The organism is Sporocytophaga myxococcoides (assembly GCF_000775915.1).
Taxonomy (GTDB): Bacteria; Bacteroidota; Bacteroidia; order Cytophagales; family Cytophagaceae; genus Sporocytophaga; species Sporocytophaga myxococcoides_A.
The window spans coordinates 732,431-756,083 of the sequence record NZ_BBLT01000001.1; the positions used below are offsets into that span (position 1 = coordinate 732,431).

At 35.5% G+C, this 23,653-nt stretch carries 39 protein-coding genes and 1 tRNA gene; 5 read left to right on the forward strand and 35 right to left on the reverse strand.

The annotated features are described in order from the left end of the window. Window positions 1-79 precede the first annotated feature (79 nt). Window positions 80-1,654 carry a replicative DNA helicase gene (gene dnaB / locus MYP_RS02960; RefSeq protein ID WP_045459141.1) on the forward strand — a complete coding sequence of 525 codons (1,575 nt, stop codon included), beginning with the start codon at window positions 80-82 and terminating at the stop codon, window positions 1,652-1,654. A 17-nt stretch (window positions 1,655-1,671) separates the two neighbouring features. Beyond that, window positions 1,672-2,211: a hypothetical protein gene (locus MYP_RS02965; protein ID WP_045458198.1), complete on the forward strand. Its 540-nt coding sequence runs from the start codon at window positions 1,672-1,674 to the stop codon at window positions 2,209-2,211. A gap of 12 nt (window positions 2,212-2,223) precedes the next feature. On the opposite strand, the gene MYP_RS02970 is transcribed toward MYP_RS02965, so the two are convergent. Both MYP_RS02970 and MYP_RS02975 read right to left on the reverse strand, forming a co-directional pair. Continuing rightward, complete coding sequence (locus MYP_RS02970; RefSeq protein WP_045458201.1) at window positions 2,224-2,658, reverse strand: hypothetical protein; 435 nt, start codon at window positions 2,656-2,658, stop codon at window positions 2,224-2,226. Between the two features lie 71 nt (window positions 2,659-2,729). Continuing rightward, window positions 2,730-2,969: a hypothetical protein gene (locus tag MYP_RS02975; RefSeq protein ID WP_156140269.1), complete on the reverse strand. Its 240-nt coding sequence runs from the start codon at window positions 2,967-2,969 to the stop codon at window positions 2,730-2,732. Between the two features lie 146 nt (window positions 2,970-3,115). Between MYP_RS02975 and MYP_RS02980 the strand changes: the two genes are divergently transcribed. From MYP_RS02980 to MYP_RS02990, 3 genes are all read left to right on the forward strand, one after another. Further along, window positions 3,116-3,189, forward strand: a tRNA-Pro gene (locus tag MYP_RS02980). A gap of 132 nt (window positions 3,190-3,321) precedes the next feature. Continuing rightward, window positions 3,322-4,593 (forward strand): tyrosine-type recombinase/integrase, encoded by a 1,272-nt coding sequence (locus MYP_RS02985; RefSeq protein WP_045458207.1) that lies wholly within the window; start codon window positions 3,322-3,324, stop codon window positions 4,591-4,593. Between the two features lie 16 nt (window positions 4,594-4,609). Then, window positions 4,610-5,371, forward strand: coding sequence for a hypothetical protein (locus MYP_RS02990; RefSeq protein WP_045458210.1), 762 nt, complete (start codon window positions 4,610-4,612; stop codon window positions 5,369-5,371). On the opposite strand, the gene MYP_RS25960 is transcribed toward MYP_RS02990, so the two are convergent. The 33 genes from MYP_RS25960 to MYP_RS03145 all read right to left on the reverse strand — a co-directional run bounded on the left by MYP_RS25960 (window position 5,368) and on the right by MYP_RS03145 (window position 23,612). Then, window positions 5,368-5,538 carry a hypothetical protein gene (locus MYP_RS25960; RefSeq protein ID WP_156140271.1) on the reverse strand — a complete coding sequence of 57 codons (171 nt, stop codon included), beginning with the start codon at window positions 5,536-5,538 and terminating at the stop codon, window positions 5,368-5,370. The genes MYP_RS02990 and MYP_RS25960 overlap by 4 nt on opposite strands. Before the next feature lie 106 nt (window positions 5,539-5,644). After that, a complete protein-coding gene (locus tag MYP_RS02995) occupies window positions 5,645-6,280 on the reverse strand; it encodes a glycosyltransferase family 25 protein (protein ID WP_045458213.1) in 636 nt (211 codons plus the stop codon). Continuing rightward, complete coding sequence (locus tag MYP_RS03000) at window positions 6,280-6,594, reverse strand: hypothetical protein (protein WP_045458216.1); 315 nt, start codon at window positions 6,592-6,594, stop codon at window positions 6,280-6,282. Before MYP_RS03000 ends, MYP_RS02995 begins: the two co-directional genes overlap by 1 nt. Then, the gene (locus MYP_RS03005; RefSeq protein ID WP_045458220.1) at window positions 6,595-7,215 is read right to left on the reverse strand and encodes a hypothetical protein; all 621 of its coding nucleotides are present in this window, start codon (window positions 7,213-7,215) and stop codon (window positions 6,595-6,597) included. It abuts the gene before it with no gap. Beyond that, the gene (locus MYP_RS03010) at window positions 7,206-7,745 is read right to left on the reverse strand and encodes a CHAP domain-containing protein (RefSeq protein WP_197059996.1); all 540 of its coding nucleotides are present in this window, start codon (window positions 7,743-7,745) and stop codon (window positions 7,206-7,208) included. The genes MYP_RS03005 and MYP_RS03010 overlap by 10 nt, the downstream gene beginning before the upstream one ends. Next, entirely contained in the window at window positions 7,667-8,029 is a 363-nt protein-coding gene (locus tag MYP_RS26335; protein WP_197059997.1) for a hypothetical protein, read from the reverse strand. Before MYP_RS26335 ends, MYP_RS03010 begins: the two co-directional genes overlap by 79 nt. A gap of 86 nt (window positions 8,030-8,115) precedes the next feature. Beyond that, window positions 8,116-8,409 (reverse strand): hypothetical protein, encoded by a 294-nt coding sequence (locus MYP_RS03020; protein ID WP_045458228.1) that lies wholly within the window; start codon window positions 8,407-8,409, stop codon window positions 8,116-8,118. Continuing rightward, window positions 8,406-8,852 (reverse strand): hypothetical protein, encoded by a 447-nt coding sequence (locus MYP_RS03025; RefSeq protein ID WP_045458231.1) that lies wholly within the window; start codon window positions 8,850-8,852, stop codon window positions 8,406-8,408. Before MYP_RS03025 ends, MYP_RS03020 begins: the two co-directional genes overlap by 4 nt. Before the next feature lie 122 nt (window positions 8,853-8,974). Continuing rightward, on the reverse strand, window positions 8,975-10,351 hold the full coding sequence (locus tag MYP_RS03030; RefSeq protein ID WP_045458235.1) for an SGNH/GDSL hydrolase family protein: 1,377 nt from the start codon (window positions 10,349-10,351) through the stop codon (window positions 8,975-8,977). Window positions 10,352-10,360: 9 nt separating this feature from the next. Further along, on the reverse strand, window positions 10,361-11,599 hold the full coding sequence (locus MYP_RS03035; RefSeq protein WP_045458237.1) for a hypothetical protein: 1,239 nt from the start codon (window positions 11,597-11,599) through the stop codon (window positions 10,361-10,363). 3 nt (window positions 11,600-11,602) lie between these two features. Next, window positions 11,603-11,965 carry a hypothetical protein gene (locus MYP_RS03040; RefSeq protein WP_045458239.1) on the reverse strand — a complete coding sequence of 121 codons (363 nt, stop codon included), beginning with the start codon at window positions 11,963-11,965 and terminating at the stop codon, window positions 11,603-11,605. Window positions 11,966-11,970: 5 nt separating this feature from the next. Next, complete coding sequence (locus MYP_RS03045) at window positions 11,971-13,986, reverse strand: YncE family protein (RefSeq protein WP_045458241.1); 2,016 nt, start codon at window positions 13,984-13,986, stop codon at window positions 11,971-11,973. An 8-nt stretch (window positions 13,987-13,994) separates the two neighbouring features. Then, window positions 13,995-14,249 (reverse strand): hypothetical protein, encoded by a 255-nt coding sequence (locus tag MYP_RS03050; RefSeq protein WP_045458242.1) that lies wholly within the window; start codon window positions 14,247-14,249, stop codon window positions 13,995-13,997. 6 nt (window positions 14,250-14,255) lie between these two features. Then, window positions 14,256-14,411, reverse strand: a complete 156-nt coding sequence (locus MYP_RS25965; RefSeq protein ID WP_156140273.1) for a hypothetical protein — start codon at window positions 14,409-14,411, stop codon at window positions 14,256-14,258. A gap of 1 nt (window position 14,412) precedes the next feature. After that, window positions 14,413-14,739 carry a hypothetical protein gene (locus MYP_RS03055; protein WP_045458246.1) on the reverse strand — a complete coding sequence of 109 codons (327 nt, stop codon included), beginning with the start codon at window positions 14,737-14,739 and terminating at the stop codon, window positions 14,413-14,415. Continuing rightward, on the reverse strand, window positions 14,736-15,113 hold the full coding sequence (locus MYP_RS03060; RefSeq protein ID WP_045458250.1) for a hypothetical protein: 378 nt from the start codon (window positions 15,111-15,113) through the stop codon (window positions 14,736-14,738). Before MYP_RS03060 ends, MYP_RS03055 begins: the two co-directional genes overlap by 4 nt. 5 nt (window positions 15,114-15,118) lie before the next feature. After that, window positions 15,119-15,373 carry a hypothetical protein gene (locus MYP_RS03065; protein WP_045458253.1) on the reverse strand — a complete coding sequence of 85 codons (255 nt, stop codon included), beginning with the start codon at window positions 15,371-15,373 and terminating at the stop codon, window positions 15,119-15,121. Window positions 15,374-15,382: 9 nt separating this feature from the next. After that, entirely contained in the window at window positions 15,383-15,832 is a 450-nt protein-coding gene (locus MYP_RS03070; protein WP_045458256.1) for a hypothetical protein, read from the reverse strand. Beyond that, window positions 15,829-16,251, reverse strand: a complete 423-nt coding sequence (locus tag MYP_RS26985) for a hypothetical protein (RefSeq protein ID WP_045458259.1) — start codon at window positions 16,249-16,251, stop codon at window positions 15,829-15,831. The genes MYP_RS03070 and MYP_RS26985 overlap by 4 nt, the downstream gene beginning before the upstream one ends. Window positions 16,252-16,363: 112 nt before the next feature. After that, window positions 16,364-17,011 (reverse strand): glycoside hydrolase family 108 protein, encoded by a 648-nt coding sequence (locus MYP_RS03080; protein ID WP_045458262.1) that lies wholly within the window; start codon window positions 17,009-17,011, stop codon window positions 16,364-16,366. 3 nt (window positions 17,012-17,014) lie between these two features. Further along, window positions 17,015-17,776, reverse strand: coding sequence for a hypothetical protein (locus MYP_RS03085; protein ID WP_045458265.1), 762 nt, complete (start codon window positions 17,774-17,776; stop codon window positions 17,015-17,017). After that, entirely contained in the window at window positions 17,776-18,288 is a 513-nt protein-coding gene (locus tag MYP_RS03090; RefSeq protein WP_045458268.1) for a hypothetical protein, read from the reverse strand. Before MYP_RS03090 ends, MYP_RS03085 begins: the two co-directional genes overlap by 1 nt. Window positions 18,289-18,293: 5 nt before the next feature. Then, window positions 18,294-18,710, reverse strand: a complete 417-nt coding sequence (locus MYP_RS03095; RefSeq protein ID WP_045458271.1) for a hypothetical protein — start codon at window positions 18,708-18,710, stop codon at window positions 18,294-18,296. Beyond that, entirely contained in the window at window positions 18,707-18,949 is a 243-nt protein-coding gene (locus tag MYP_RS03100) for a hypothetical protein (protein ID WP_045458275.1), read from the reverse strand. Before MYP_RS03100 ends, MYP_RS03095 begins: the two co-directional genes overlap by 4 nt. A gap of 9 nt (window positions 18,950-18,958) precedes the next feature. Next, window positions 18,959-19,207: a hypothetical protein gene (locus tag MYP_RS03105; RefSeq protein ID WP_045458278.1), complete on the reverse strand. Its 249-nt coding sequence runs from the start codon at window positions 19,205-19,207 to the stop codon at window positions 18,959-18,961. Between the two features lie 3 nt (window positions 19,208-19,210). Then, window positions 19,211-19,522, reverse strand: a complete 312-nt coding sequence (locus MYP_RS03110) for a hypothetical protein (RefSeq protein ID WP_045458282.1) — start codon at window positions 19,520-19,522, stop codon at window positions 19,211-19,213. 3 nt (window positions 19,523-19,525) lie between these two features. Further along, window positions 19,526-19,936 (reverse strand): hypothetical protein, encoded by a 411-nt coding sequence (locus MYP_RS03115; RefSeq protein ID WP_045458285.1) that lies wholly within the window; start codon window positions 19,934-19,936, stop codon window positions 19,526-19,528. A 77-nt stretch (window positions 19,937-20,013) separates the two neighbouring features. Beyond that, entirely contained in the window at window positions 20,014-20,679 is a 666-nt protein-coding gene (locus tag MYP_RS03120) for a hypothetical protein (RefSeq protein ID WP_045458289.1), read from the reverse strand. Between the two features lie 38 nt (window positions 20,680-20,717). Further along, window positions 20,718-20,861, reverse strand: coding sequence for a hypothetical protein (locus MYP_RS25970; protein WP_156140275.1), 144 nt, complete (start codon window positions 20,859-20,861; stop codon window positions 20,718-20,720). A gap of 372 nt (window positions 20,862-21,233) precedes the next feature. Then, window positions 21,234-22,106: a hypothetical protein gene (locus tag MYP_RS03130; protein ID WP_045458296.1), complete on the reverse strand. Its 873-nt coding sequence runs from the start codon at window positions 22,104-22,106 to the stop codon at window positions 21,234-21,236. Beyond that, window positions 22,106-22,864, reverse strand: a complete 759-nt coding sequence (locus MYP_RS03135; protein ID WP_045458299.1) for a hypothetical protein — start codon at window positions 22,862-22,864, stop codon at window positions 22,106-22,108. Before MYP_RS03135 ends, MYP_RS03130 begins: the two co-directional genes overlap by 1 nt. Further along, a complete protein-coding gene (locus MYP_RS03140) occupies window positions 22,849-23,250 on the reverse strand; it encodes a hypothetical protein (RefSeq protein WP_045458302.1) in 402 nt (133 codons plus the stop codon). The genes MYP_RS03135 and MYP_RS03140 overlap by 16 nt, the downstream gene beginning before the upstream one ends. 2 nt (window positions 23,251-23,252) lie before the next feature. Beyond that, window positions 23,253-23,612 carry a hypothetical protein gene (locus tag MYP_RS03145; protein WP_045458305.1) on the reverse strand — a complete coding sequence of 120 codons (360 nt, stop codon included), beginning with the start codon at window positions 23,610-23,612 and terminating at the stop codon, window positions 23,253-23,255. Window positions 23,613-23,653: the final 41 nt, after the last annotated feature.

Genomic DNA, 23,653 nt, shown 5'->3' on the forward strand with positions numbered 1-23,653 from the left:
ACTATGAGGATAATTTAATGGAAAATAAAAGTGGTCTATCCCTGAAGTTTTAATGACTTATTATATTTTTGTTAATAATATGGAGTCAGAAAAATCGGTAAGAAAACCTTCAGGTAAGAGTAAATTAGCACAAACTGGTCTTATTCAGTCATTAGGGAAAATGCCTCCTCAGGCATCTGAACTTGAACAGGCAGTTTTAGGTGCTTTAATGATTGAAAAGGAAGCCTTAACCATAGTAATAGATATTTTAAAACCGGAAAGTTTTTATCACGAAAAACATCAGAAAATATACGCATGTATATTGGAACTTTTCGATGAATCTGAACCTGTTGACATATTAACAGTTACCCAAAAGCTTAGGACAAAGGGGGAGCTTGAGTTTGCCGGAGGAGCATATTATATTACTGAACTAACTACTCGGGTTAGTTCTGCTGCGAACATTGAAACCCATGCCCGTATCATATCTGAGCAGGCAATTAAAAGAGAGCTAATTTCCATAGCTTCTGAAATTCAAAGAGAAGCTTTTGAAGATACTACAGACGTTTTTGAATTGCTGAACAGGACTGAACAATCTCTTTATCAGGTTTCTGAAGCGAATATCAGGAAGAATTATGCTGAAATGAGAGCTATTTTAAGAGAAGCTCTAGATGAACTTGTTTCCAGAAGAAATCAGGAAAATGCACTTACAGGGGTGCCAAGTGGGTTCACAGATCTGGATAGAATTACATCAGGTTGGCAAAAAAGTGACCTTATCATCTTGGCAGCTCGTCCAGGTATGGGTAAAACTGCATTCGTTGTCTCAGCAATGAGAAATGCTGCTGTAGATTTTAAAAAAGGAGTTGCAATCTTTTCACTAGAGATGTCTGCTGTTCAGTTGGTAAACAGGTTGATATCAGCAGAAGCTGAGCTTGATAGTGAAAAAATCAAAAAAGGAAACCTGGAAGAATATGAGTGGCAGCAGTTGCATCACAAAATTAGAAAACTTGATTCTGCACCTATATTTATAGATGATACTCCCGGTCTTTCAATTCGAGAGCTTCGTACTAAATGTCGAAGGTTGAAAGCAAAGAACGATATCCAAATGGTTATCATAGATTACCTTCAGCTCATGACTGCAGAGGGCGGAAAAGGCGGACCTGGAAACAGGGAGCAGGAAATTTCTCAGATATCTAGGGCTTTAAAGAACCTTGCAAAAGAAATAAATGTGCCGGTAATTGCACTTTCTCAGCTAAGCAGGGCCGTGGAAACCAGGGGAGGCGATAAGAAGCCTCAGTTGTCAGATTTAAGGGAATCTGGAGCTATTGAACAGGATGCGGATATGGTGGTCTTTCTTTATCGTCCTGAATACTACAAAATTGATGAGGATGAAATGGGTAATTCTTTAAAAGGAATGGGTGAAGTAATTATTGCCAAGCACAGGAATGGTAGTCTTGATAGTGTTTTTCTCAAGTTTATTGGGAAATACACCAAATTTGCCGATCTTGAAAAGTCGTCGTTCGGCGGAGGTGGCGGTGGTGCTAGTCCTATGGAGGATAATTACAATCCTAATAATTTTGATTCTGGAGGAGCAAAGACTTTCAGCAGTAAAATTAATGACTTCGGAAAACAAAACAGCCCGGAAGGTGGTAATGACGATGACTCGGTTCCTTTTTAAATAATAAATCAAGGTTCATGAAATTTATATCCCATCAGGAAATAAACCCCGTCATTTGTGGATATTATATTCACCCAATGGACCTTGAAGTTCCAAAAGACAAAGAGTTGTTTATTAAGATTATTAAATGTCTTTTTAAACCAGGTGATGAAATGTATTTCATTGCTTATGGGAGAGAAAATAAAGATCTGGATTTTGATCTAATCCGGGAGCAATTCTACGAATTTGGAGATATTAAAGAAGTACAGCTGGAAAAGGTGGAAGATTTAGCTTGTCTTTGCAGGATAACTTATACCAAAGAAAGACATCGTTTAATTTTTGCTCTATGGTCATTTTTTAAATCACTACGTTTTTTTAATCCTTTGCCAGATCTGGATTGGAAAACATTTTCCTCTTACGATTGCAATTTATTTGAATCAGATCCAGAAGGCAGGAAAATGTTTGCGTTTAACTTCATGAATTTCCTTTGCATTAAAGGGTCCGGAGGGGAAAGTATGATGATCAATTATAAAAAGGAATATACGCTTCCTGATATACATCAATTAATAGGTATTTAATTTACCATTGAATTACTCCTTCTTTGTATAAGAAGAAATCTGTTGCATAAGATAAGAATAGAGCTCCTTGATTTCTGAAGGTGCATCTTTGCTGCCGCTTCCCCAGACATATCTGTATGTTTTGCCATCTTTTTCTATTTCTATAAAATGAAAAAGATTACCAGGCTTATTATATTTTATTGATTCAACTTTTACCTTTTTAAGTTCTTTGTTAATACTCTTAATATTTTTTTTATCTAATGTTCCTATTTTCTCCTGAGACTTGCTTTCGTGAAAGCCTTCTGTAGCATATATTTCACCATCTTCAGTAAAGCCATAAGTTTTTTCCATACCGGTAAATCCTCCGCCACTGCCAAACTCCACAGAGTTATATATAAGCTTTTTTGAACTTGAACAAGCAAACGAACCAAGTAAAAGCATCGAAATTATAATTCTGGGAAATGTCATCACTACAATCAGTTTTTTAAAATTAAATTCTGGTTAAAAATAAAAAATGCCTGATTAAACAGGCATTAAAATTACTTATATTTTTTCTTGAATTGCTTTTCTTGTTTAGCGAGCTTATTTTTTTTCTTTTCAAGCTTTATTTTGTCGCTATACATTTCATCCTGGTTTCTTAGTTTTTTACGTTCCTTTTTCAGTTTCTTAACTTCTTTGCCAGGACCAGCAAGGCTGATGTTATTGTCAGCAGCCATCAGTGAAGATGCGGAAGATAGAGAAATCATTGCAGCTGCTGCCATTACAAACAGTTTTTTCATAGCTTTTAATTTTTGATGAATAATCATTAATTGTTGGATACTAGACTAAACCTGCAATCAAAAAAAATAGTTCCTCCTGCAAATTCTCTTGTTATGATACTTTTTTTGTTCAGTGATATTTTTATCTATCTTTGCAAAAAAATATTCGGGGTGTAGCGCAGCCTGGTAGCGTACTTGTATGGGGTGCAAGGGGTCGTGGGTTCAAATCCCGCCACCCCGACGAACAAACCGCCTGTAATTCAGGCGGTTTCCTTTTACCTGTAACCGAATTGGCAGAGGACCTGCCAAAAGGAACATTTTTAAAAGACTTCATCGGAGGTGTAAAACTTGGAAATATCCAACATCAACCCTGATGAAAATTATACGAGCTAGAAAGAACGTGAAGGAGAATTCCATTACTTCAAATCCAACCAAAAAGAAAACCTTATACCCATACACTCTTGGGCGCATTGTTAAACCCAAGGATGAAAATGGAAACATTACATTAGATAAAGATTGGCATGTCGAGTATTGGATCTGGAATATTGACCTGGAAAGACTAGTAAGGAAACGCGAATCTGAAGGGATTAATAAATTCGCCACTATTAGCCAAAGGTTACAAGCTGCAGAACTTAAGAAAAAGGAGATTGATTCTTTTCTAATTGCGGGAGCTGTGGCTTATTTAAAAGATGAATTACATGAAGCAGAAAAAGGAATTGATATTAATAAGGCCACACTGATTGAAGCTTTTGATTACGCCTGTCTTTGCAAATTTCCGGACCTTGAAAGGGGAACCAGAAAAGGATTTAATGCCCTCAGGAAACATTTGGTGCGGTGGATGGATGTGAACGAGAAATATAAAAATGCATTATTCACTTCTTACACAACCCAAACCATTTATAAATTTTTAGATTTCCTCAGTGTTTATGTTGTAGACGAGAAAAAAGGGAAGATCATATCAAAGAAAACATATAATAATAATATAGGATATCTTTCCGGGATATACAATTTTTACTTAGATCGTGAGGTAATCAGTTATAATCCGGTTTCGAAAGTAAAACGAAAAAAAGCTTTATCAGGCGGACATATTCCATACCTGGATGACGAAATAGAATTAATCAAAAAATACTTAGATGAGACCGGAGATCACCAGCTGCTTCTGTTTATACAATTTATCTATTATGGCTTTTTCAGACCGCATGAAGAATTGAGATACCTGCAGGTTGCGCATATCAAAAAAGACACAATTTACATTCCTCCGGAAATTGCTAAAAATGATACAGGACAATATATCCGGATCCCCAAACCCCTTGAAAAGCTAATAGTGGAGAATAACCTTAGAAATTATCCCAAGAATTATTTCATATTCACTAAAGACCAAAAACCAGGTCCTGTAATGGTAGGTGAGAATTATTTCTATAAACGGCATAGAAAAATGCTCGAAACTATAGGTTTACATGGGTTAGATAAGGACCTATATTGTTACAAGCACACGGGGAACATTAAGCTCTTTAAAGCCGGGGCAGATATAAAAACCATTCAGGAACAAAATCGCCATTCAACTATCCAACAGACAGATACCTATTTGAAAAGCTTAGGATTGTTCCGGGATGGCACCGAACTTGACATTTTCCCTGAATTTTAAAATTTATAATACGAACATGAAAAAATTTATAGCATATTTTGACTTTTTGGGTTTCAGTGATTTTATAGAAAAAAATGATTCAGCCAAGCAGCACAAAGTAATGCGGAATATTTACCTTGCAATTGAAAATGCCTTAGCTAATTGGGTGTCAGTAAAAAATCATGCAGGTTTTTATAATCCAGATATATCAAAATCAACATTAAGCACACTCAACTTTTCAGATACTGTAATTTTCATCACCCAAGATGATTCTATGAATTCATTTTTGGAAATTATGAAAGTTGCATTTGAGTTTAATTCCTATTCAATAAGATTGGAATTTCCTGTTAGAGGGTGTATTGTTTATGATGAAATATTTTTCACTCCTTTTAATCAAAAAAATCAAGCCGGAGGAGTCTATCATTTAACTTCTGTTTATGGAAAAGGCTTAGTCAAAGCTCATATAATTGCAAATAGTCAAGATTGGGCAGGTACTATTGTTGAAAAAAGCGCAATCGATTACGTAAATGCTTTGCCAACAAATACAGAAATTGAGCCTATTCTAGAAGAGTTTACTAAACGTTATCATGTACCCTTTAAAAATGGGGATAAAAAAGAAGAATATGTACTTAGAATCACTAAAGGAGACTTAGATGATATGTTAATCGAAAACCTCAAAAAAAACATTGCGAATAACTTTATTCAATACAATAAAAGCATAGAGGATTCTAGTGTAAAGCAAAAGTTGCATAATACACTAGAGTTCATTGAAAGTTTTAGAAATGAGAAAAAAGGTTAATTAACCTTTACATCAATTGGAGTAGTATATACACCAGGAGGAACACCGTGACCTCTTTCAAAAAACATAGCAATATGAATAAATAGGAGATAGCCAATAAATAGCACCAATATTGTTGATATTGTGGTTGCAGCAACAAGTTTTCCAAATGATACAGGTGAATTCATATTTTCTCTTTTTTCTGTTTTAAATAATTATTAATAGCAATTACCCCTGCAACAATGCTGATAACTGCAGCAATCACCTGAAGGAATACTAAAACGGTTCTTAATTTCATTTTCGTAAACATTTACTATCAACGGGCCTTTCTTGAATATTGCTCCAAGAGGCGGTTTGACCGGCAAGATCAGGAGTAAAAACAAATGTTTTCATTAGAGGCTGAAGGTCCTCCGCTGTTATAAGATCAATCTGTTTATTCTGCTTTTCGAGCAAATGAATGTAATAATCAAATATAATATGATTGATTGCATAACAATGAAGACAAAATGAATACCTGGCTAAAGATAGATTCCCTTTATATTTAGAAGGCTTTAAACAATGTTCAGCACCAAACAATATCATTTGCCAATCATTCGGCAAATGAGGAAAATACAGATCTGCCAGATCGTTTATTTCTGGCTTAAAAAAGACATCATCTTCCAGAATCAAAATGCTTTTATAACCTTTTACTTTTGCATCCTTAAGGATTTTTAAGGTAGTAAGTAAGAGGCCGTAAGCACCTGCATTCCAGTATAGATCATCAAAGGCTGAATAACTCTGAACCGTCAAGTTGAGAGCGCTACCATTTACGGCGCTAACCCTTTCAAATGGAAGCCCGATTTTATTACATTCATTTGTAGCACTCTCAAGACGGTCCGTTCTTTCGTCGAGATTGATCAGATAAACATGGTCAACCTTATCTTTAAGCATTAGGAGATTGTCAAAATTTGCAATTTGTCCTGAGCAGTTTTAAGCTCACTTTTAAGAGCAGTAAGTTGCTCATTTGTTGTCTTAAGCTTTGCAGTTGCTTCCGCATTTGCAGGATTCTTTGTCAATAGCTTGTTAAGATTAAAAGCAGTGTATTCCAAATTTGCAATCTGCTTATTCAAATCTGTAACTTTTGCGCTTAGTTGCTCTTTACTTTCAACAGGTTTTCTGTACCACTGAAATAAAAAGTATGCGCCAACGGCCAGCACAAAAACTGCAGCTGTAATCATCAAGATTTTTTTGCTTGGTAGTTTCATTTATAACTTTCTTAAAATTAAAAATAGAAGTAAAAAAAAGGAGAATATTATCCCGAGAAGAAACTCAATGAAGTATTTACCCTCATAGAATAATACTCCGGGACACTTGTTATTAAGGGCTGGAACACTAACTTCAGCTTCCTTATGAACTGCAATATCAGCCCTATTTACTGATTGTTTTAGAATCCCATTTTCAGTCCAGGTCTTAACAGTCAAATCCGGATATTCATTAACCAATGTATCCTTTATAAAATTCTCCTTGTAAATTTTCGAGAGTTTATTTCTTGTTTTGACAGTAGCAATGTAAATCAAACTATCATACTGCTCTTTAGGAATATACTTATTTCTTAGAGCCTGAACAATTGAATCCATTGCCAATTTAAGCACCTCATCAACAGATGCAGTATCCTCATTTATTTCCGAAGTACTTTCCTTTGTATAACCAGGAATAATTGTATCTAAGGAAAACTTTACAATTGAATCCTTTTTTAACTCAGGATACCGCTTTAAGAGGCGATTCAGCTTTCTTTCTCCACGAGATAAGTCATTATTCCTGAAAAGTCCGCAACTCGTTGTGAGAAGCGTAAAAATACAAAAATATACAAGTCTTTTCAGAACCATCTTGAAACTGTGTAAATTTGAGACTTTAACCTATATTTTCTCAAAACTCCATCGCCTTCACGGGAGCCTGCAGCATTTGTATTACCTTCAACTGTGACTACTGTAGTTTTTGAATAATTCCAATTATCAATAAATCCTACATGACCAACTCTTTTTAAGTTGAGGAAATAGATTCCAAAAACATCTCCCTGAGATGGAGACGGTTTTTCCGGGAGACTCTTCCCATTTTTAAAGATTACATTTTTATTAGGAAACCAGGACGGGGCCCAGGCTGATTTTATTGCCTTAATATTTGCCCGATCAAATACCCAGGACACAAAAGCAGCGCACCAGGCATGACCTTTGGGCAAACCGCAAACTCTTAGGTAAGCTTCTATCTCAGGTCCGTCATTGTTTCCAGTCAATTCGTGTACACCTATCTGACTGGTATACAGGTTAACTACTTTCTTTTTTATATTGCCTTCAGTATCTCCACCATAAGCCAGAAGAGACAAAAAAAGCGAGCAAAAAATAAGATAGATCTTTGCCATGCGGTTAAATTTTTAAAGTCAGTAATTTGATTAGGTTCTTCACTTGCCTTATAATAATTATAATCTGCAAACCAATTGAATTTTAAGGCCAGGAATATAATGCCGTTAAAAAATATCATGCAGGCAGCTGCAAATATTGGCCTTTGAATTACCCCAAGATCGTAAGATCCGGCTCCAGGATTGAGATACCAAATCACAAAAGGAGACAGCACAAAAATAACGCTGGCAATTGGTACACTCCATAACTCAGGCCATCTGCGGATAAAACCTGGTAGTTTTACCATTCTCTTTTTAAGAGAAAAAAAGATAAAAAGGAAAAAATCCTTTAAGTATCTGATCAGTTGAAAAAGTAAGTCGAACATATTTTTATTTATTTTTTACTTGCAATTATTTCCAATATTTTAACCGAATTACTTCTTACCTCATAAAGATCAGACTTAACATCTCTAAGCTGTTCTCTTAATTCTGTTAGTGCTTGCTCATCAGGTTTTTTTGCCAAAGATTCTTCAATCCTGGCTAGCCTTGTTTCGTGAACAGATAAACTGTTATTGGTAGTGAAATAAAAGCTATTTGCCGTGATAATAGCACCCGCCAGAAATGGAAGGAGAAAACCGGCCAAACCAATTAATAATTTATTTTCCCGGAAAAATTCTTGAACGTTCATTTTCTTAATGCAAAAAATAGTATGAATCCTGTAATAAAAATTAAAACCAATGCACCAACTCCCACCATTATCAATTTTTTCTTTCTTTCCTGTTCCAAAACCGCTTCATCAGTTGTCAAAGCAGTATCAGTTTTAGTTGTAGCAGAAGATGAAGAAGCAGATGCATTTGAGGCGGTTGTTTCAGTTTTAGGCTTTTCGGCAAGAGGAAAAACACCCATTACCTTACCCTCATCTTTACCCTTTAAGGCATTTAGATCAACAACCGGAGCGGTTGCTGCCTGAACACCTTGACCAAGGAGATTACCCAGTTTTGTATCGTAATTTACCTCTATTGACTTTCCAGATATTGCACTACCAATTGCAGTGGTTGCCAAAACTGGTGCTGCTACAGAAGCTTTTACGGTATCCTTAACAAAACCTACTGCGCTTTTAAAAAATCCCATATTTCAAAAATCAGATTAAAAAGTAAAATCTTTAAAATACTATAACGTAAAACTTAGGTCTAAATATTTACAATTAACAATATCCCAAATATATTAATACAATGCCTCTTTAAGAGCATTGATTAAGAAGTCTTATATAGTAAAAACAAATTTGTATCGAAAGCTGTGACTATTTCACCATAAGAGATATTATTAGGGTGTAGGCCATCTCCAGTACGATTCACACGCCATTTTCCAGAATTTCTAGATGTTTCAGCTTTATCAGCACAGTCAAAATACCCTATTGCGGGGTGACCATATTCTCCAAACCTTACTATATTAGAACCCGTAGCTCCAATTGCTGCTGCAGCTTTCGTAGTAATATCTATAGGCGCACCATCCCTTATCCAATCGTTCATCCCAACCCTGTCAGATTCGAAGGACATAACAGTTTGATTTTCTGTAGTTGTCCACCCATCTGTAGATGTCGTATTAGGTGTAATTGTGCATTGATATGCCTCTACCCCGCGGGAATAGAAATAGTACCAAAATTCAATTGTTCTTGATATAATAGTAGCCTTGGACGAGCCAGCCCTAAAATCGTTTATACCTAGATTGCATATTACATAGTCACAGGATGAGAGCAGTTCGTCGTAGGCCCATGAATTACGACTAGAACTTCTGATCCACGCTATAATTCTCTGTCCGGACATATTGCATCTCATTACGGGCCACTGATCTCCAAATAACCGTCCAAGGTATCCGCCAGATTCTCCATTTCCTAATGAAGGTTGTCCTGAATCTCCATGCCCTGTAACTATAGAATCTCCTGCCCAGAGTATTGAGGCTTTATTGGTATCAGAAATTCCCACAATAGCGCAAGGGCCAAAGCCGTAAGATTGGCTATTGGGAATTGTTCCGCTCATAACTAAATTACTTCCAGTTACTACACCTTCCCCAGGCCCAGTATTGCCAGCATTTGTAGACCTTGACTTTTGCCACTTTTCACCTGGGTTTACGGTTACATTAGTTCTTATCCTATACCATGTATTAGGTGGAATGTAGATATTGATTGTATCGGAAACGATGCCTGATCCCCTTCTTAATAGAAAGTTGGTAGACCCATTATTAAAGGTAATTCTTGTCCATGTTCCTATTGGATACTCGACGGAAGCTTCAATAGTTATATCCGCTGCTTCGTCTGGCACCGTGGCGTTTATAGAGTCTGCGTTCAAAAAATAAACTGCTAACTCAGTCACAATACCAATATTTTTGCCCACAAACTGACTAGTTTCAGTGGTTGCTATACCATCGCTGAACTGATCAACAAAATTAGGTGATCTACTGCCAAAGGCAACTACCTTTCTTCCTGCAAACTTCCCTGACCTTCTATTTGCAATATTTCCAACTTGTATTTTTTTTGTCTCCCCATCTTGAACTACTGGAATAAACTCCTTCCCTGAAGTCTTAGAAGCTAGTGACAATTCACTAATTGATTTATCTTCTGCTATTTCAGCCATATTGATTTATTATAATTTAAGCAATCCGCCTGTTTCTGTTGTTAAATTGCCTCTGCTCTCAGTAAGCAAGTGAGGTTCTGCATCAGGTCCTGATGCGAAAGTTACTGTCCATTTATACTTTTTAGGGCCTCCTGAACCAGACCCATCAACAGTTTGATTTTCTGCAACCCAAATCTTTTCTTTCTGGGTTGCTGGAGTGCCGTTGCTAACACCATAGCTAAAGCCTGATGGCATTTGGTACGTGCCTGATGGAGCATCATTTGTGCCTCCGATGTTTAAGGTCTTCGGCACTGCATTATTAAAATTATCCAACCCTGAATACCAATTATCTATAGTGGCATTTACATTAGTAGAATTCATGCCATTATTAGCAATATTTATTGTTGGACATTTAATTCCTCTTGGACTTACTCCTAATGGAAATGTAATATTTAGTTGACAATCATTAGCCGTAAATATATTTGAAGTAGAAGGCATATTAAGAAGACTCAAATTATTTATTGCAGTGATGGGATTGTACTCAATTCTTAGACCCTGCACTATTGTATGATTGACAGCAGGCAAAGAAATAGAAGTAAATTTTCCAGGGGCAGAAGATATTCCGTAAAGTAATATAGTCTGCATTGTAACACCAACTGTTTTACTTGATAAGTCTAATACCGGACTTCCTGTTAATGAAGTCAATCCTGAAAAATCTATTGTAGTTATAGAATTAATATTAAAAGCAGGTAAAGAAGTAATAGGGTTACCGCCAATAGCTAATGATGTTAAATTTAAAGAAGCAAAACTTGGTAAAGAAGTATATAAGTTTGAATTTATTGCTATATTATTGATACTACTAGGAAATGAAGGTAATGATCCTGATAATTGATTAGCATTAGCAACTAAAACACTACAAGTACTCGGTAAAACTAAAGTAGATATATCAGTAAGTTTGTTGTTAGATATATTAATTAATGCGAATCCAAAATCTGAAAAATTCATAGGAGATATAACAGTAGCTCCCATTCCTTGAATTAATAAAGATCCAGTAGTAAACGGTCTATTAATAAATATAGAAAAATCTCTAGCAGTTCCGTCATTGTTTTTACTTGCAGCATTACCTGACCCTGCAACTACATTTACAACACCATCCCACCATTTAACTACTAAACCAGGATTTCCGGCCCCCTGCCATGCAATCCCTGATATACTACCGTTTTGGGTAGTTGTTACTTTTATTTCTCTATATTTAGTACTTCTTCTCATTTATTAAAATGGATTAACTCTTATATAATATTCAGGAGTAACGCCAACAACTCTTGCTTCTATAATTATTTCAAAATAACTATTAGCAGGACTGGTTAAGATAATTGTGTTATTTACAGCATTACCGATTCCTATGCTAGCAGTTGGAACAGTAAATGTTAAATTAGAAGCACTTTGTTTTTTAACCTTTACCCCCACCACACCACCATCTCTAAAATTTAAAAAGTTCACTGTTATTGCTGTTCTCGCTGTTTCCAGGTAATAGTTCCGGATAAAATTGCTATTGGCATTTATTGCGATTATGGCAGCATCGGTTAAAGATTGGTAGTTGGAACCAATATCCGCTTGATTTTTAGCTATTCCCATATTATTTAATAAGTTGCTGCGTTTATTTGCCTTAACCCAGTTCCAAAATACTCACTTCTTAACTCCAACCAATGACCTCTTTCTCCATTCAATACAAGTGTTGAAGATTCCAATACAATATCATTTTCAGTTGCTGTTGCAGGATCTACGCTATTAACCGTTAAGCTTATAGACACAGGAATCAACACAAATGAATGTTCAGGTGGATTATCAATTGTATTTAAAGTTTCAGATGAATTTGAAGATGTGAGTTTAAATACATTGTAATTATGATACTCTGCAAGGTCAATTGTGGTTTGTCCGGTAATATCAATTACCGCTTCATTAAAGTATCCCATTGCAGTTTTTTTGACAAACTTTACATTTGGGATGCTTTTGTCAGTAAAGCACTGTTCAATATCTTCACTAGAGTAGAATAGTTGCTTTTCTGCGACACCACCTTGTTTTGTTAATGGAGTAATCTCAATCCATGATGTTTTATCGCGACCTAGTACAAATAGTTTTGCAGGTTGATATTTAAATATAGTTAGCCGGGTATTTGGCACATTGACGGTCACATACAACAAACCTGTCTTAGTGTCAAATACAATAGATCTGGTCTGCCCCCCTACAGGACTTGTACTCATCACCAGTCCGGTCTTTGCCTCTATTTCGACGATTGTCCCTGCTCCGAATACGGGAACAAAAATCGAATCTTCATTTACAATAAGATTCCCCGCGGAACATGGCCGATTTCCAACTATAATATCTTTTTCGAACTTATGTTCCAATAGATCAATAATAGATACTGATTCACTACCATTGTTTGCAACATATAAGTTACAGGAAAAAACAACTGCGTCTACAGGCGTAGTTCCAACATTTATAGGAGAAAGGAAATCATCTAATTCAGTATCATAAATCAAAACTTGTCCTGCCACACGAGCCATAAAAGGGATTTTGCCTTGATAATTAACGTATGACTTTTCTCCTTTATCAGCACGAGTTGCAACGCTAGTTGTTTCTGCCGGTACTGTTAATGTTTTTACAATGGTATTGTTATAATAGTTTAAAACTATTATTTGTGTACCTGTAGCACTGCAGCAAAATATTCTATCTTGTTTTTCATCTACCGCAAATGTAAATGCAGTAGATTGTGCAACTGTTGTAATTAGGGAAAATGTGAGTTTATTAATAATATATACTAAGCCTGAACCTCTTGAACCGATATAAATTTTGTTCTTATGACATATTCCGGTAAGAGTGTTTGTCCCGACTGATATTTCTAATCCGAAAGTATCATTAGCAATATCATAATAAGATAACCAGCCTTGTTGAACTAAATTTGATACTATAAAATATAATTTATTATCATTGTAAAATAAAACTCTGCTATTAATATAACTTGCCCCAGTAATTACTTTTGTTGCAACTAATGCATTACCTTCAAAAATATCGATATTAATACCTGTATTACTGCTATTTCTTGCCGAATTAAACACGTATACCCTATTGTCAACCTTAGAAATCGTTGAGGGAGCATCGAGGGTATATTGAGAATCAGTATTAAACTTAGCATTCCTGTAATAAAACATTCCAGGAGCTTTATTTTTTTGATTATCTCTATTTTCATCCGAATCGCCCTGCCTGTGACCTCCTAATAATAACTCTTTAAGTTCTTCAATTACTTCTGTACCATGATCCACAACTGATACATAGGACAACAAGACTTTTGTACCAGGTATGGTTGGAGTTGTGGCCGAAACATCCGGAGTACCCTCAATTACACTAGCAACGCCACCTACACCTAATACAATTGCATCAAATCTTTCTAACTCTTCTCCGGCAGATAGAGTCAAACTACCACCATCATAAGTATATGCAACGCCATCAATCATATAGGTGGCAGGAGCAATATTTACTTTTAATTTATCAGTATCATCTATGGTCACCTCACCACCCGAAAGAAGAATTGTAGCTGTACTTTCTCCACCTTCTCCCGGAGAAGATTGCAAAAATGAATCAAAAAATCCGTAAGCCATTTTCTTAATTATAGGTGATAAACATAGTTTATTTCAGAATCTCCATTTGCTTTTATTTTTATTCCCTTGTATCCGTGAGGGATAGGGGGAAGACTAAAGTGAGTCCCGTGTACCGTATCAACCCAGGTTCCGTCTGGCTTTTGACAAGATAAAGTCCAAGTTCCGGACAGTCTTTCTATCATAAGAGTCACTATCCCGCATTCAAATTCCTTTTCTTGGCCTGGGCTTAAATTCCCATTAATTAGAATCGTTTTGTTAGCCATTTTTAATTATTTATTAAAGAGGGACTTGGAAATGAAAAATCCTATAGCAGATAGCACAACACTTGCAACAATGACTGCTCCAAGTTTATAGAAAAAGGAGTTTGGAATGTCCACAACTACTTTAATTCCATCCTTTTGAACACTATTTAGAAAATCATTCATCTTATTTAAAAATTGTAGTTTGAAAATGCCCTATTGATATTTTGTTCCAAAATGTTTCACTAATGTTTGTCCGCTTCTTATGCAGTAAAAGGGCATTTTCTGTTTCCTGATCAAAGACTCCATTAATGCCGGCAGGAAAAAGAGAGCTATCCATTTTTTTCAACCAGATTTGAACCTGTTCAACTCTTTTACCCCTCTTACCAATTTTAAGCGGAAATGAATCATCATTCACATTCTGCACTTTTACTTTAGCCCTTTCTTTACTCTTAACAAATAAGAATATCAACAAGAAAAGACATATAAAAATTATGAGACTTCTTTTACTCATACCCCTGGTAAAACTGTAGAATTATACAAATCCTTGGATACCTCATTCATTGGAGGTGCAATCCCATTTTTTATACCAGGTAAAGTACTTTTCTCAAAAGCTGACTGAGTTAACATTCCCCAAATGCCATCTATACAAAGTCCCGCATTAACGGACTTATTAAGAAACTTTTGAAGGTTTTTAACCTCAACTCCTTTTGAGCCTTGCTTCAATGGAAATGTAGCAGCATTATTGTTTTGATTAGCAAAGTCAGAACATCCGGGGGAAGGAGCGGAGGAATCAAGACCATTCTTTTTGAAAACAAAATAATAAGCCGTCAGTGTCAGCACAACAATGATAAGCCCGATTGTAATAATTACTTTTGCTCTTTTCATCTTAATTATATTTTTTTGCCTCCTTTGGTATTGTAAATATTACCATTGTATTCAAATGTACTGGTACCTGCTTTGGTGCCTTTAGCCCAAGCGATTAAGTAATCGGTTTCAAAACCAGATTGAAGATTTGCAGAGCTATTACCCGCCTCTGTAATTATTTTAATTGCTTTACTTTTAGTCAGCCTAAAAACGAAAAAATACAGAACGCCTGCAGCGATTAACAAAACAGAAACAATTAAAATCCACTTTTTAGACTTCATATAGAAAAATTATTTTGCACTCTTGACAATATTCAAAACAGCTTGATACCCTGCTGTATCATACCCAAAAAGATCACTAAAGATGGAATTCAGATGATCATTGAATTTTATTCCATAGGCATTTTGAAATTGAGCACAAATAGCTTTTATCTGCGCTTTAGATTTTCCTGCAAGGACCTGATTAATATACTCCGGATGATCAGGAAATAAATAGGAACCTTTTGCATTTCTTAATTTTTCAAGATCTGCCTGAGGTAATGTATAGTTAGCAGGAGTAACATTAACCAAAACGCTGTCAATATCTTCTCCTAATAGGCCGACATCGCTATTGATTGTTTGTCTAATTGTAGATATTTCTTCGGCAATCTTTTTTTTCCTTGTTATGGCATAAATGATAATACCAACTATAAGTATTATAAAAAAGATAACGCCCAATGTGATCTTCAGATTCTTTGTCATTTTCCGCTAAAAGTTTTGATGCCGTCAACAATTACCGCTGGATTTCTTGCAATGTTAAAAACCAGTATAAACAGAGGAATTATTATCAGAATGAATAAAATGATAAATACTGTTTTGGTTACACCAAATGCCGTTGTAATACCCGTTTCAATATCATCCAAAAGATCTGCCGGATAACTCATTAAGCCATCACCAGAAATTTGTATTCCCTGATCTTCAAGGAAATTTCTTAAGGTCGTGGTATTTGCTTTTGTGCCCGATAAAAAGTTAGAAGAACCTCGTCTCCGTTCCCAAGCAGAAAGAAATAAATCATTTGCATTCCTTTTTCCATACCTTTTCCTCAATAGGTTATACCATGAAATCCACTGTACGTCTGTAGAATTAACAGAGGGAATATTTTGTAAGGCAGGTATCTCCATAAAAAATGTTATTATTTAATAAACGGAAAATCATATTGGGATTATTTAATTAACCCAATTCGCAAAAAAAAAGACCAAACAAAACCCTTATTTCAAGAGGAAATTGAAAGAATTACTGTTTTAAAAAATGATCAACGATATTCAATTTACTTTTCCTTACAATGAAAAAATAATATGATAATATCAATACTGCTATCGCTGCAATGAATATGAAAATCTTTCCTTTGTTGTTTTTTATAAATTCAAAAGATTCGCTTCGGGACAGCCATCCGGAGATAAAAGAAGAATCAGAATTTGCCAAATACCTTTGCTCTCTGAATTTTTTAAAAGCCTCGAAAAGCTTCTCCTGATTGGCTTTATTTATTGCCGATACAGTATCTGAGTTTATAGGGAATGTAGGTTTAACAGTGATAGAAAGCTCTGTGAATGCCTTTTGAAGAATACTTTTCATTCCCCCATTACCTTGATTTACATGAGTATCAAATAACGCATTAGCAAAGCTTTGATTTTTAATTTCATCGCCTTTTATCGGAACCCAATACTTTGTATGATAAATCTTGATAGCAGTTTCTCGACTGAGATTTTTCATTTCTGCAGCTGTAGGACAACGGCCTAACCAGTCTTTTAAAACAGGAGCAGAGATGCCGAAGTTTGTCCCTACATTAACACCACAAACAAAGTTACCGTTGTCTTTTGGATTATTCTGATAACCCTTTTCATGATCAAGAACAATGTCTATTGCTTTAGAAAAACTAGCCATTTTTTAAGTCCAATTTTGAATAAAATCCTTGATTGCAACTATTCTATTTTCTCTTTCAATCCTTAATCCTGCATCAAGATTTGGCTTCATAGTTTTGAAAGTTTTTGAAAATGCATATAGAATTTCTGTTTGAGAAAACCCAAGATTAAGTGCGAGCTCTGCAGCAAACTTATCACAAGCAAATTCATCTGCAGTTTTTAAAAAGTAATGCCCGAATTCATGCGCCAAAAGAACAAAAATACCTGGGACAGTATGTTTTTTAAGCTCCCTGATTGAAGCTTCCAGATGTCCAGAATTTACGCTGACAGAAATTGGAGTATCTTCTTCCTTTCCAGTAACCCTATTTTTGACCTTATCATCTATTTTAATTAACCATCGACCATCTTCAGAGGTCCAATACCCTTTAACCATTTTCCGAAGGTTTAAAGCCACGTCTGAAGCAAATCCAATGAATGACTTCATTTCTGGAAGGACTACAGCATTTTTAATAACCAATGGTTTAAATGGAACAGGTTCATTTATTATAATACCCTCAGAACTTCCATCACTTAAAACTTTAATTCCCAGTTTTTCAGGTGCAAATGGAAGAGGTATTTCATAAATCTCTTTTTGTGACTTTCTTCCAGGAATCTGCCGGTCAAAAAAAACAGTTGCCGGGAATGAGTAATCATAGCCTATAATCCTTACACCTGCAACTTTTTTAGTATAGGTCACAGGAAGGAATATCACTTTAGGTTCTTTATTTAAGACAATGGAATAGCCCATTATTTATTTCTTTTAACAATAAGAAAGATTATTATGAGAAGTGCGATCACTCCAAGCACGATCCAGACATATACAGGAACCTTTCCTGTGTTATCCGTTTCTAAATTTGGATCAGTGATTGTTGATTTAGAGCTACCTTTCAAGCTTCCAAACAAACCAAATACAGAATCTACAACATTAGTTGCTTCATTTATAGTTTTGGAAAGTCCGCCAGCTGCCAACCAGGATTTAATTTTACCTGCTTTTTCTGATTTACCTTCCTTTTCAAGCTTTGCCTGATATTGCTCTAATGTTAATCCCTGTGCTTCGGCCTCTTTCTTTAGTGTCTCAATTTCTGCTTCTGTTGGCTTATCAGATGAGCCAAACAACCCACCAAGAAAATTTGCCGTCGGCTCTGTTGGAGCATCTACCTTCAATCCGACCTGGGTATTATACTCCGTACAAGTCTCAGTCATCTTAAGCTTAAGATCCTGAAGCTTTTTTATTGAAGCGTCACTTAAATGAGTTATCATAGCGATTAGAATAATAATTTTTTCAAAACAAAAATGATAAGAAATACAATTGTCAGGTTAATGATAAGTTTCTTATGTTTCTCAAATTTACACTTAAGGCACTCATCAGTTCCCGTACAAGTTTGAGCAGAAGGTTTTGTTTGAGACTCTATTTCCGTTTGAATCTGCTCTATTGGCTTTTGGATGAACAAATCCAACTCTGATTTATTCGAAGCAATGGACTCCTCTTTGACCGGCAGATTCTTGCCAGTAAGAAATAACATCACTTTAGTATAATAATCCTTCAATACACTGTTCTGATCTTTATCAGCAGGGACAGAGGATCCAAAATATTTTGCCACCCATTGTGCAACTTCCTCTGGATTATATTCGCTACCGGTGAAGTTAAACACCTGGTTACGGAGTGGAGATAAAAATTTCATAGGTTTCTTTTCTTAAAAAATATTGAAATCATAATGACAATCAATGAGATTGTTGCAAGGCCAATTACCAGAATATAAAAATTAAAGTCTTCCTTTTTCTTCCTTTCATTGGTTGCTGTTAAATAAGTAACTGTTAAAGAATTGAGTTCATCTTCTTCCTGAATTTGGGCGGTTTTGTCCTGATTGGCTTTTACCTTTTTGCCAATTACCTTATTGATAACCTCAACTATCCAAGCCATTTAATTTTCCTATCCTTTTTTTCGGAATATCAGGAATAGAATTATTCCCATCACTAAAACAAATCCAATAACCAAACCTACCATAAGACTGGTATTGGTACCGGCTCCGGAACTTGCCTGATTGGATATCACATTAGCCAGCTGTTCTTTAAGATCAGCGGAAGAAGCTTTATCTGCAGCGTTGAGAGCTCTGTTTTCTTTACAAGTCTTTGATCCAAAGCACCAACCCATACTTTGTGCGAATTCTACAAATGCCATTTTTTAAATTTTTCTTTTTTTATAGATAATTAACCCTATTAACAAAGCGACTACGATAATTATCACAATCGCTGCAATCCAGATATATTTTGAGTTGTTATTACCCGCAACACTTGATAGATATGAAAGATAACCTTGTGTAGTACTTGCATCCGCTTGAGCTTGTGAAGCTTTTAATTGCTCTTTACTTGCTTGAAGGTTCATTATTCCCCCTATCATTCCCATCCATCCACCGCCACCGGAAGAAGAGGAAGAGGAGGAGGAAGAGGAGGTATTGCCCCCCCCACCAAATAAGTTGCCTATATTAAAACCCATAACTTATTTTCTTAATGCTATTACAACAATTACAAGAATTACTATCAGTGCAATGGTTTGAAACTGATTTGAATGCCAGAAGTCATTTTTTGAATAGATTGACCTGAGATCATCCAACGACACCGAAGGTTTAACATTAGCTTTCTCAATTGCCTGAAAACTTATATTAGATTCTTTCGCTTTATTAAGCTCAAGAATTGCCTCCCGATCCGGGTGGTAAGAATACAACTTTTCAATAGACTCAAGCCCTCTATCCTTTACAATACTTAAAACTTCCGGATATATCTCACTGATATTATTGAATGTCGTTTTTTTGCCGTAATGTGACAAAAATGAAGTAATACCATCTGGATTATTGGTGGTAATATATTGGATAAGGCTTTGAATATGTTTTGAACTGTCGGTACAAGCCATATTATTATCGGGTTTTAAACAAAAAAGGCCGTGGCCAATCGGCCCGGCCTTTTTTATAACAGTTGAAAAAATGATTCTTAGTATGACTTTCTTCCAGTCGTTACAACTGTTTGTGCCCTAAGTGCATTTGTCGCATCGAACCTTGCACCAGTTGTAAGAGCCAATTGGACTGTTTTTCCGGCACCTACCACAACAAACAGGGTTGTCTGAGCATTAACCACCATGAAGAAATCGTGATCTTCAAGTACAGTGTTAATGTTGTTCGCCAGATTCTGTTTGTTCTGAGGGTAATAAGGAGTAGTGATGTATGATACACCATCTTTTTTCCTCATTACAAATTTTTTCTTCAGCTGAGTATTATCACCGAAATCATATCTCAGCTTTGTGATTGTAAAAGGAGAGTTCTCCGTCATTTTTTTCAACTCGTTATGAGTATAATCCTGAGGAGTGATGATAATTCCCTTACCTGATGATGCAGTATTACCGGTAATAGTATCTGTTACACCGCCATAAGGTGTTGAGATCCCTTCATTTGCACTGAAAATTGGTGCAGCAAGATCGAGTGAGTCGGTATTCTCAATAGTGATCACAATCTCGTTAGGGACATCGCCTTCTGAGACCATTCCAGAAAGATTAAAGTTCTGATTAGAACCTAAAAATTCACTTCTTTTACCGCCAAAATTTTGAAATGATTGTTCTGCTTCTCTTTCGAACGCCTGAACTAAATTATTTACTGTTTTCATAGGTCAAAAAATCAAGTTTAAAACTTAGAATCCTTTTATTAAGCAGCCGGAACCAGAGCTAATTCTTTTTCTTTTTCCTGCCTCTTTTTCCACGCCTCATGGGCTAAAATGGCAACAAAAACGCCGACTACGACAATTAAAAACTGGATGATAATTTCCTTTTGCTTTTGAGAGAGATTCATAAAAAATGTTGCTTTTAATTAAACAGATTTCTTACAAAACGAAAATTAATAATTAAATATTTAGATTGGCTAACCATTTAACCAACAATACAAGAACAAATTATTATTCGATTATTTAATTATTGGCTTTTTTTGTTTTGTGTTTTTTTATAAAAAAATCACAGATCAATATTATTGCACCCATAATAAGATTTGATTTTAATAGTATAAGGTTAAATTGAGGAATTACTATTTCATTAATATTTTCTACCCCCATTGGATTAGCAATCCAGGGGACCTGGCACGGCTTTTTTATAATGTAGTAGATTAAAATAGTAATATTTGTAAATAGGATGAATTCATTAAAATTGTATAACATCCTGCGAAACCAGGTTAGATATTTAAGTATTTTTGAATATGTTCTTCTATCCATAAATGCCTTGCTTTTTCCCTGTCAGCATGAACAGGAGTTGATCTTTTATTTTCACTTGCCACAATAAATGATAAATGGTTTATTGTTTCTCGTGGATGACTAGTTGTATATTTAATTGCAGCTTGCCGGAATTCTTCAACTGTACACCCTTTAATTTTCCTTTCTTGTGTATCGAGATACAGAAAGAAATATTTATTCGGATGCGCTTCTACTATCAATTGAGCAAGCTTGAATAATTCGTACTGCTTGATTCTATCCCTGATAGTACTTACATCTATTTCATCTTTATGGATTCTGAATTTATAACACGCTTCAAAAAGAATAGGTCTTACAGGGTTATACGACTGCATGTGAATGATTATATCCTGCCCTTTGTGTCTGATATTCTTAAAAAGGGAAATGATAGAATCCTCAGCGAATGAGATTACATAGGCATTAATATCTTCCAATAGGATCAATGCTCCCCTGACATTTTGCAGGATGGTAACCATTGTTAATTTCATCTGTTCTCTGGTCATTGAGTCCCCATATCGGTTGTATGGAAGAATCCTACGAATTTCAGGTTTTTTAAACTGCTGAAGATTCTTTTCGCTTTTACAAACTATCCTCCTGTTTTCCTTCTTTTCCTTCTTGCGGGTTGCCTGCACTTCTTCAATGTCAAATGCAAGAGTTTTAAACTTATGATATGTATCTTCATTATTAGGATCAAAAACCAAAATAGGCCGCTTCAGAAGACGTAAATATTCTAATATAAATTTATTGGTAGTATGTGATTTCCCGACTCCCATACGACCGGTAACAATCATTAAGCTTGGCTCTCTTTCGTCTGCCATTATTCAGGATCTTGTTTCTTTTTCTTCAAATCTTCTAACCTTCTATCCAGATTTCGCAGTAAAAATCTGTTACTTGCATTTACTTCTTTAACAGACATCCAAAGCATTCCCGCAACAATAACCACTCCTATAAGAAGTTTAGCCCAGGCAGGAACCTTAACATCCATTCCGTTTTCCTGCAGCCACTCTTTAAGAGGAGGATAAATATTATCCTTATGCCAACTCTTAATTTTCAGAGATTCTTTATTATTTACATTAGCTCTGGAAATTGTATCTTTTATAAGGTTTAAAGTCTCAATATCAATCCCTGATTCATCATATCTGGTTTCATCTATCTTAGTGGTTTGATGAAGAATTTCAGGAGTAATATTTTCGAAATTATTCCAAATCCAATCAGCTGTGGAGTTGGCAGCTTGTTTGGCAGCTTGATCAATAACAGGAGGAGCATTTTCGCTTGTATCAAGAACTTCCTCTCTTTTGTCAAAGGTCATTTCTGGGGAATCCGGAATCTCAAAACGGCTGGCCTTTTTATGTGAATTAAGATCAGGAACGGGTTCAGACTCAGAGTCTCTTTCATGTTCTGCAGCGACATCAACTTCTGTTTCTGTTTGGGATTCAGATTCAATTTCTTCCGGTTCCGGACCACCTGATTGTTCCGGAAGTTGAATTCCTTCAGCGTACGCTCTCTTTTTAATCGGCTGTAACATTCCGCTATCAGACAAATTCACATCGTCTTCCTTTTTTAACTTTTCTTGCATATATGATTTAGTAATAAATCCAGAGATAATTGCAGACCTTGAATAAGCTTTGTCCTATCATTTATGCGCTTTTTCTCAACCTGTTCTTTTACTTTTTTAATTGCATTGTAAATGTGAGTATGCTGTTTGAACTCAAACAATTTTGCGATGGTGCGGTCTTTTAATCCTGCCTGATTCAATACATAATAACATACCTTTCGAATGTTATAATACCTCGCTTGTGTACCTTCTCTTATGTCAGAAATTGGGGTATCAGTAAGAACAGATGCAGAAAGGAGAACAAACTTAAATTTTGCTTCTTCATCCTTAATCCTTCCCATGCGAACACTATTAATTGTATCCATATCCAACATTCTAGCAATTTGCTTTACCTTATTTTCATACATTGCTACTCCTTAAGCTGTTTAGTAGAATCATTTTTAAGTTCTGCAGCAATTACTTTCATCAGGTCCTTAAGCAGGAATCGTTGGAAAGGTATGGTTTCGTCTGCTACGATTTCATTGAGGCAGATCCCTAATTCATCAGTCTGAACACCATCTTTTTCCACAATAAATACTTCAAATGATACTGAACGACCTCTTTTGGCCTGAAAGTTTTTGATAACCTCAACTATATGAGGTTGAATTTTAGGAATAAGAGGAGCAATAGCCTTATCTATTTCCTCAAATGAAACCTTTTGTCCTGACATCATTTTCATTAGTAATGATGTTGGGATCATTCCCATAATGTCACCGAAATTATTAAACATAGAGCTCTAAGCGATTTAAAAAGTAATTTTTCAGCTCATTT